This window comes from Phyllobacterium sp., assembly GCF_037994425.1.
Taxonomy (GTDB): domain Bacteria; phylum Pseudomonadota; class Alphaproteobacteria; order Rhizobiales; family Rhizobiaceae; genus Phyllobacterium.
In genome coordinates, this window is sequence record NZ_JBBNAM010000206.1 from 1 (window position 1) to 8,092 (window position 8,092).

An 8,092-nucleotide genomic window follows, 5' to 3' on the forward strand; every position below is an offset into this window, starting at 1 on the left:
TGGCCTACTCGCCTTTGAGGAGAAAGGATTGTCAGATGAAGAGAATTCTGATCGGTGTTGTTGCCGTGATGACGGTCGTCAGTTTAAGTGCCTGCGGGTCAATCGGTAAGGGAAAAGCCCCGCCGCCTGAGCCGGCTCCGGCTGTAATTACCAAGTAATGATTCGTTAGTCCGCGTGGGGGAAGTTTCGCACGATTCTTTCCCCATCGGCACTCGCCTCATAATATCGGGCGGTCATGCGGAGTTTTGGTAGCGGGCATGGTTTGCCTACATGCCTACGCTCTTCGGAGTTCAGGAAAAGAAATGACGCTATCGAGTGGTCGTCTATCGGTCGCCGTTCTGTTTGCTATCGCAGTCGCAGGATGTGCACCGGATGCTGCAATCAAGCCTAATGTCGTATCTTATAATAATACGGGCTCGGTGGGGGCTCCGCCTTCCACGAACACGCAAGCCAGCGCGACGCAGCCCGTACAGCAGAGCCAGGGGCAATATTATATTGAGTTCCGCTCCCGCTATGCTCTCAGCTACGGCCATACTTACGTAATCTTTGGACGCTTGGACAAGTCGGGAAGAGTGCTCGACCGCGAGGTCGCCGGCCTACATCCCGCTTCCGATAGTGCGGTTCCCTACGTGCTTGGGCACTATATACCGGTGCCTGCCGAAACCGGTGTAAGCGATGGCGACCTTGATGACAGATACAGGTCCGCAAGCTGGCGTGTCACGTTGAACGAGGCGGAATACAGGAAAGTCGTTACCTATATTCACGACCTTCAGAAACGTTCCCACTTCTGGCAGGCGACCGTAAACAACTGCAATAACTTCGTTGGCGAAATCGCACGTTCCATGGGTTACAAGACACCTGGCATCTGGCTGCGGCCGCAGCAGTTCGTAACGAGGCTACGGGAGATGAACGGCGGGCCGAATGCAGTCGGATATACAGGGCCGGCAGGCTAAATTTTGAGAGGAGCGCATTGTTCTAGCGTCTGGCAGCGACAAAACCGTGGCTGTCGCAGTGGGTGCGGCTTGACGATGAGCTTGGATCGCAGAAAAGGCGCCAGTGACCTAGCGTGACTATTTTTAATGCTTCAGTCGGCGAGATCATATGGGTGCTCGGCATCGTTGCCTGGTACGTGATTCGTTATCCGTTCGAGCGTCGCGCGCGGCGCGTGCAGGTCGCGCGCACGGCGCGCACGCTTTCAGACAGGATCGGGCTTGCCACGGCGTTTTTTGGCCTTGCCATCGTCCCCGGCTTCTACCTCGCTACAGGTATCCCGAAAGCTGCCGATTATGCGCCCTACCCGGTGGCTATCATCCTTGGAACGTTCACCATGCTGCTTGGACTTTGGGTTTTCCGGCGATCCCACAAGGAACTCGGCCGGAACTGGTCGATCACGCTCGAGATTCGCGAGAAGCACAAGCTGGTTTCATCCGGGCCATACGCCCTCGTCCGCCACCCGATGTACACCTCGTTCCTTCTTATCGCGCTTGGGCAGGCGTTCCTGCTGGCGAACTGGGTTGCGGGCCTTGCCGGTCTGGCCGGCTTTGCAATCCTGTTTTTTCTGAGGGTAAACAAGGAAGAGCGTATGATGCTGGAGAATTTCGGCCCAGAATACCGCGACTACATGGAAAGGACCAAAAGACTCATCCCCTATCTTTATTAGAGGTCACAACATGCGAGGCCGAGCCCTCAAGCTTTCAGCGCCCCGGCGCCTGGTCAACGACCTCATGCGGTTCTCGATCGCTGTGCCCAGGGTTACGGTTCAGCGCCAAATGAACCTTGGTCCACTCTTGCGCGCAAGGATGACGCAACGCGCGAAATCATCCTGGACCGTGCTGTTTCTGAAGGGCTATGCCCTCCTGTCTGAAGAAACGCCAGAGTTGCGCCGCGCCTATGTCAAACTTCCTTGGCCGCGGCTCTATGAATATCCAGTCAGCGTTGCGTCGATCGCCCACGAGCGCGACTACGAAGGCGAGCGGGCGGTTTTGCTGAGCCGAATCAAGGACCCCGAACACCGCTCGATCCCGGAACTTGAAGCATCGATAAGAGACGCCCGATCGCGTCCGGTCCTGGAGGTTAAAGAGTTTCGGCGTGCGTTGAAGATTGCCCGTATCCCGGCATTGCTCAGGTGGCCGATGATGTGGCTCGGACTGAATATCGGTCGACAGCGACCGAATTACTTCGGCACGTTCCAACTGTCCGTCTATTCGGGACTGGGCGCCGAGTCGCTCAATCCGCTTACGCCGCTGACGACGCTTCTCAACTATGGCCTGATCGGCGAAGACGGATCGGTAAACGTGCGCATACATTACGACCATCGCGTCATGGATGGGGCGAATGTGGCACGTGCACTGGAGAGGTTCGAAGCCATTCTTAACGGCGCTGTGGCCGAAGAAGTAAAGCAGCTTGCACAAGGTACCATCGTTAAAGTACTGCGGGAGGACCAGGGCCAGTGAGGTTAGCGACTGGTTATGGTGAAGCGATGAATGGATTAATCTGGGAAGGTGCTGAAGCTGCTCGCAGGGTGGTTTCGCTGGCGACGTCATGAATTCACAAACAGATCTTAGACCCGCTGTCGTCGTGATCGGGGCGTCGGGCGGCATCGGCCGTGCAATAGCGCGTGTGGCTGCCCGCGATGGCGGGCCGGTCGTCCTCACGGCACGTTCGATCGAGGGATTGAACGCCGCTGCAGCCGAGGTGCGCGATGCCGGCGGTGAACCTTTCACCTTCGCCCTGGACGTTTTGGCACACGACACGCCGGCGCATGTCTCTGAGTTTCTGGCAACGCATGGACTTTATTGCGATGTCCTCGTCAACAGCGCTGGCTATGGCCTGCGCGGCGCGGCGATAGCGCTCCCCATCGATGACCAGCTCGGCATCGTTGACCTCAACATTCGCGCCCTCACCGAGCTCACACTGTATTTTCTGCCGCAAATGGTGGCGCGAAAGCGTGGCGGTGTGATCAATTTGAGTTCGGTCGCGAGTTTCACTCCGGGGCCTTACATGGCGCTCTACTATGCCAGCAAGGGCTTCGTGCGGTCTTTCTCCCAGGCGATCCATCAGGAAGTGAGCCCGTCCGGTGTCACCGTTACCTGTCTGGCGCCTGGACCTGTATCCACCGAGTTTTACGCCACGGCTGGCGCAACGCATGCTTCGATGTTCACGCTCCTGCCCAAGCTAGACGCGCAGTACGTCGCCGAACATGCATGGCGAGGGTTCAGATCCGGGCGCCGCCTGATCATCCCGGGCGTTTCGGCAAGGCTCGCCGTTTTTGCAGCAAGGCTATTGCCCGCCACGATTCTTTTGCCGCTGATTGCCCGGCTTCAGCGTAGCGGCAACGACCCCTGCCCCTGTGGATCAGGCAAGAAATACAAGAAGTGTTGTCGCGCCGGCCACAAGTAGCGTCGTCACCTGCGCTGCGCGAAAATGGCATCGCCCAGCGACAACAAGGTTAGCCCACAAATAAATTTTGTGCTAGACGCGCCCAATCTTGACCAATTCATCATGTACCCCTGCGTGCAAACCGAATTGCAACGCACCATTCGACGGCGCGTTCACCGATTAATTCTTGACGACTGGAGACCCCATTGTTGGCCATAAAAGGAGCCCTTTGCACCCTTCTCATGGCCGGGGCGTTGATGACCGCGGCGATGGCCGAAGCCCAGGAGGTTGCAGGGACATATGTCAACGAATCCGGCCACACGAAAGTGAAGATGAGCGACTGCAATGGCGGCGTATGCGGTACGATTGTGTGGATGAACCAACCCGTCAACGACGTTAACAATCCTGATGCTTCCAAACGCGACCGCCCCGTTGTCGGCCTTCAGGCCGTATCCATGAAGCCAACAGGCCCAGGAACATATGCGGGCACTCTCTATGATCCGGAGACCGGCAAGACCTATTCAGGCAAGGCCAAGCTTGCCGGTAACGCTGTGGAACTGTCGGGTTGCGTGTTGGGTGGCCTCATCTGCAAGTCGTCGATCTGGCGCCGCGAGTAACCGACGAGCCCACCCTGCTACGGGCGGGCAACCGGCACCAACGTCCGTTTTTCGACACGGCCGGCAACCGAGAAAATGAGAACCTCCGTGTTGCGGCCGATTGTCTCACCATGCATCAGCCTGACGATATCGTCGACGCCACCGACCGGCTTGCCGTCGATGGCGAGAATGAAGTCGCCTTCGGCCAATCGGCCGCGCTCTGCGGGACTGGACGTTTCCACACGCCGGATGCGAACCGACGTTGCCCGGTCGGTTCCTGCTTCGAGTGCAATCCTTCGCGGAAGTTCGATCGTATCGCCCGCAATACCGATATAGGCGCGCCTCACCCGTCCATATCGAAGTATTTCTGAAACCACGAAATTGGCTGTATTGGACGCAACTGCGAAGGCAATGCTTTGCGCACCCTGGATGACGGCGGTATTGACGCCGATCACCTCACCTTGCGAGGAAACCAGCGGCCCGCCGGAATTGCCGGGGTTGAGCGCGGCGTCGGTTTGAATCACGTCGTCCATAAGCCGCCCGCTGGCGGCTCGCATCGAGCGGCCGAGTGCCGAAACTATGCCGGCCGTCACTGTCCACTCGAATCCAAGCGGATTTCCGATGGCGATTGCAATGTGACCCCTTCGCAGCAGCTTCGAATTTCCGAGCCGCGCCCAGGCTTCACCACCAGTGTTCGCCCGGATTAGGGCTATATCCGTATCCACATCGCTGCCAAGCACACTCCCTTCGGTAACGAAGCCATCCGGCCTCGTGATGCGCACACGCGCGGCATGGCCCACGACATGATTGTTGGTGATGATCAGTCCGTCCGGCGCGATAGAAAAACCGGAACCATGGTCGCCTCGGTCGCCGATCCGCTCGATCCGATTGACCGCCGGACCCACAATGTCGACCGCCCGTGCTATCGATCGAGAATATGCATCCGTTAACGCACCGTCATCGACGGGCGCAATGTCCTTCTCTATGTAACCCATCATTGGATCCTCAAGCAGCGGCGACCATCGCCACTGCCGCCATCGGACCGGACCTGCCACAAGGAGTGATTTCTTGTGATTGATCCGTCAAGGCATCGTTGTAATGCAATAAATGGAGAGGCCACGACGAACGTTCAAGACTTGGCAGCGAACGTGTATTTTGTAATCGCTGGAGCAGATTGTGGGCACCCGCGACCAGGCCCGGACCGGTATCCGCTAGAGTGCTAGAAGCTCAAGGACGCCGGCTATTTCGATCATTTCACGCTCAAAAGAAGTTGAACAACATTACAGCTAATTCATTGTTTTAATGAAGGTTAAAGCTGTATCCTTGGTTTACTGACACGCGAAGTGCCGGTATGGGGACGGGACGATACAGTCCTTGTCTTAAAGCTGACCAGGGCATGCTGTGTCTCACTCCCGTCCTGCATAGGATAAGGAGATTAGCGATGAAAAAACTGCTTCTGGTAATCTCTGCGCTCGCATTGACGACAAGCTATGCCGCAGCGCAGGGACAGGGAACCTACATATCCACAATAAAATCGGTTCGAGCCATGCACGCTCCCGCCCCTGATGTCTTCAGCACGACGGGAACAATCGAATGGGCTGATCCGCAGTCGAAGACGGTGCAACTGACCACCGGTACAAAGTACCAGCTCCCAGCGAATGCCAGCTTCCGGGGTATTGCGGCCGGCGAAAAAGTCAGGATCACATGGAAGGGCCAGGACCCCTACAACACGTCCTTTGGAAATAGCGAATCCGATGAATTTCACGCCACGCGCATGGTAGTTGTTCGCTGATTGAACCGCAGATCGTTGACCGGTGGTTGATCGTCAAAGAGACGAGCGGCCATCGATCGAACTCGGGCCAGCCGGGACGGCCACGGGAGGCGTCGTGCTTACTTAAGTGGAGAATGGTGGGCCCGGAGGGACTCGAACCCCCAACCAAGCGGTTATGAGCCGCCGGCTCTAACCAATTGAGCTACAGGCCCCACCTGAGATACGAACCAGCCGGCCAATGCCAGTATTCGTCCCGCGATCAATAACGGGAAAAATTGCGAATGCAATCCCCGACGTGACCTAAGTCCATGGCTTAATTCCGAATTCCCAGGAAAACGCAAAAACGCGTCAGGGCTCAGCCCTTTTCCTTCTCCTGTTCAGCCAGAACGAGCAGCCGTCGCGCACTCTCTTCGTCGGTAATGAACACTGTCGGACGAATGAGTGCCATCGCGCCATAGAGAGCTCTGATTTTCTCCTTGCCGCCCGAGGTCAGCACACGTGCCGGCACGCGCTGCACTGTATCAATGCCGACCGACATCACCAGATCATGGATAGGATGATCAACGAGCTTGCCCTCCTTATTGTAGAAATGGAAGAGCAAGTCGCCCACTGCGCCGCGCTCCGCCAGCGAGGCCTGATGGCCGGCGTTGAGGAACCCGATGTGATAGGGCGTGCTCGAAGCCGTCTCGATGGCGCCGACGCTGAGGAGCACGAGGTCCAGATCCTCCGCCATTTGGAATACGCTTTTCAATCCGCACCGTTCGATAAGGGCGGTCTTCGTTTCGACGCTATCGACCATGGCCGGTGCCGGAATTAGATAACCGTCGCCTTGGAAGAGCTGAGCAAACTGCCAGGCGAATTCCGCCGGATTGAATCTGCGTGGCTGGCTGATACCGCCAAGCAATGAAATCACGGTGAAGTCTTCGAGCGCCTTTGCCTCAAGATAGGACAGCGTGTTGAGAAGCGTGCGTCCCCAACCGACACCGACCCGCATGCCGTGGGCGACGACGCCCGAAAGATAATCGCCCGTGGCGGCCGCAATCGACGGGATCGGATCATTGTCCGGATGGGACAACGGCGCGATGATGACCTTGTCGAGGCCGAACTGCTGCTCGACCTGCCGCTCCAGCGCAATCAGATCCGAAAGATAACCTTGGATGCCGATCTTGACCTCGTTGCGGGCCCGCGCTTCCGCCAGCATGCGCACGATCGTAACGCGGCCGACGCCGAGAATCTCGGCGATCTCGTTCTGCGTCATTTGTTCGATGTAGTACATCCAGGCGGCGCGCATGCGCATCCTGCTGATCTTCGTGTCGGGCTGACCGACATCCACCGGGGCCTTCTGGGGGTTTGTAGGCGCACCATTTGTTCGCTTGCGTCGATCGGCCAATCGTCTCCCCCCTATCCTCGGCCACCCCGCATCGAAGCGGCGGCGGACATGCCTTCTCTACATTTATGCGCCCTACTGCCGCATTTTAAGTCGAAACGCGGCATAACACCTTGAATCTGCGCACAGTCTTTGTCAAAAATCGATACAGATTCTGGGGTTATGCGCTAGAATGTCATTTAGCAAGGCACCGAAAATCGATAGGTACCCTTATCCACTTGCGAGCAGAGGCCGCGATCATGATCCGTGACATTTCGAGCGACATCATCGTCAATCTGAAGGACCGGTTGCGTGACGTCCGTCACCTGATCAGAGCAAGCCGCGTCGATACCAAACCGCAAGGTCAGGACCTGCCCGATATCCTGTTCGGGCAGGCTGCCCGCGTTGTGGACAAGGCGTTCACTGCCGCTGAATCCATCTCGATCTCGCTCGTCTCGCAGGATCCGTCCGCGCACTCCGCGACAATCGAGGCCCGCAGTCTCGGCGCTTATTTCCCGGCCAACCTTGCCAAGGGGGCGGCACTGTTCCGGCGCGATGCCTATTATCTCACCAAGCGTCTCTTCAGCGTGCTTGGTTCGGACAATGCTCTCATTCATGAAGCAACGTTTTCGGCGGTTCACGCGACGATGAGCCGTCGCCATGCGCATTTGTTGTTTGCCGCCCGCGACGGCGGACTTGCCCAAATCGGGGCGGCCTGCGCTACAATGACGGTCGAATTGCGGGCGCAATACGATGCGACCCCCATTACCTTTCCTGCCCATGTCGCTGCCAAGCCGGATCGGCGCACGCAATATCTGTGCTTTGCCGCAATCGCGCTTGCCATAGGTCTTGCTACCTATTCCGAAGTCGAGCCCTGTGACGAAAAACTGGTCGAAAGCACCCTCCTCGCTCTGCAGGCCCGGCAGGAAAAGTTCGGCGACGCCATCGAATCGGCCAGCCCCGAAGCCGCCCTGTCGAGCC

The 8,092-nt window shown here is 57.7% G+C and carries 10 protein-coding genes and 1 tRNA gene; 8 read left to right on the top strand and 3 right to left on the bottom strand.

All coding sequences use genetic code 11. The features are described from left to right. Positions 1-35 precede the first annotated feature (35 nt). The 6 genes from AAAB35_RS14325 (at position 36) to AAAB35_RS14350 (ending at position 3,995) form a co-directional block, all read left to right on the top strand. Entirely contained in the window at positions 36-158 is a 123-nt protein-coding gene (locus AAAB35_RS14325; protein ID WP_340668966.1) for an ABC transporter, read from the top strand. A gap of 144 nt (positions 159-302) precedes the next feature. Beyond that, complete coding sequence (locus tag AAAB35_RS14330; protein ID WP_340668958.1) at positions 303-953, top strand: hypothetical protein; 651 nt, start codon at positions 303-305, stop codon at positions 951-953. A 119-nt stretch (positions 954-1,072) separates the two neighbouring features. Further along, positions 1,073-1,660: a protein-S-isoprenylcysteine O-methyltransferase gene (locus AAAB35_RS14335; RefSeq protein WP_340668967.1), complete on the top strand. Its 588-nt coding sequence runs from the start codon at positions 1,073-1,075 to the stop codon at positions 1,658-1,660. Between the two features lie 10 nt (positions 1,661-1,670). Then, the gene (locus tag AAAB35_RS14340; RefSeq protein ID WP_340668960.1) at positions 1,671-2,453 is read left to right on the top strand and encodes a hypothetical protein; all 783 of its coding nucleotides are present in this window, start codon (positions 1,671-1,673) and stop codon (positions 2,451-2,453) included. Positions 2,454-2,541: 88 nt separating this feature from the next. Beyond that, positions 2,542-3,399, top strand: a complete 858-nt coding sequence (locus tag AAAB35_RS14345) for an SDR family NAD(P)-dependent oxidoreductase (RefSeq protein ID WP_340668961.1) — start codon at positions 2,542-2,544, stop codon at positions 3,397-3,399. A gap of 188 nt (positions 3,400-3,587) precedes the next feature. Next, positions 3,588-3,995, top strand: a complete 408-nt coding sequence (locus AAAB35_RS14350) for a DUF2147 domain-containing protein (RefSeq protein WP_340668962.1) — start codon at positions 3,588-3,590, stop codon at positions 3,993-3,995. Positions 3,996-4,012: 17 nt separating this feature from the next. Here AAAB35_RS14350 and AAAB35_RS14355 read toward each other — a convergent pair whose 3' ends face one another. Then, on the bottom strand, positions 4,013-4,969 hold the full coding sequence (locus tag AAAB35_RS14355; protein ID WP_340668968.1) for a trypsin-like peptidase domain-containing protein: 957 nt from the start codon (positions 4,967-4,969) through the stop codon (positions 4,013-4,015). Positions 4,970-5,415: 446 nt separating this feature from the next. On the opposite strand from AAAB35_RS14355, the gene AAAB35_RS14360 reads away from it, so the two are divergent. Then, complete coding sequence (locus tag AAAB35_RS14360; protein ID WP_340668963.1) at positions 5,416-5,766, top strand: DUF1344 domain-containing protein; 351 nt, start codon at positions 5,416-5,418, stop codon at positions 5,764-5,766. Positions 5,767-5,880: 114 nt separating this feature from the next. Here AAAB35_RS14360 and AAAB35_RS14365 read toward each other — a convergent pair. Then, a tRNA-Ile gene (locus AAAB35_RS14365) sits at positions 5,881-5,957 on the bottom strand. A 143-nt stretch (positions 5,958-6,100) separates the two neighbouring features. Further along, positions 6,101-7,042, bottom strand: a complete 942-nt coding sequence (locus AAAB35_RS14370; protein ID WP_340668969.1) for a sugar-binding transcriptional regulator — start codon at positions 7,040-7,042, stop codon at positions 6,101-6,103. A gap of 329 nt (positions 7,043-7,371) precedes the next feature. Between AAAB35_RS14370 and AAAB35_RS14375 the strand changes: the two genes are divergently transcribed. Continuing rightward, positions 7,372-8,092, top strand: a 721-nt coding sequence (locus AAAB35_RS14375; protein WP_340668965.1) for a hypothetical protein, incomplete at its 3' end; no start/stop codon positions are given.

Coding starts and splice junctions, on each gene's coding strand:
- AAAB35_RS14325 (WP_340668966.1), top strand. CDS start 36: ATGAAGAGAATTCTGATCGGTGTTGTTGCCGTGATGACGGTCGTCAGT.
- AAAB35_RS14355 (WP_340668968.1), bottom strand. CDS start 4,969: ATGGGTTACATAGAGAAGGACATTGCGCCCGTCGATGACGGTGCGTTA.
- AAAB35_RS14330 (WP_340668958.1), top strand. CDS start 303: ATGACGCTATCGAGTGGTCGTCTATCGGTCGCCGTTCTGTTTGCTATC.
- AAAB35_RS14340 (WP_340668960.1), top strand. CDS start 1,671: ATGCGAGGCCGAGCCCTCAAGCTTTCAGCGCCCCGGCGCCTGGTCAAC.
- AAAB35_RS14360 (WP_340668963.1), top strand. CDS start 5,416: ATGAAAAAACTGCTTCTGGTAATCTCTGCGCTCGCATTGACGACAAGC.
- AAAB35_RS14370 (WP_340668969.1), bottom strand. CDS start 7,042: ATGCGCATGCGCGCCGCCTGGATGTACTACATCGAACAAATGACGCAG.
- AAAB35_RS14345 (WP_340668961.1), top strand. CDS start 2,542: ATGAATTCACAAACAGATCTTAGACCCGCTGTCGTCGTGATCGGGGCG.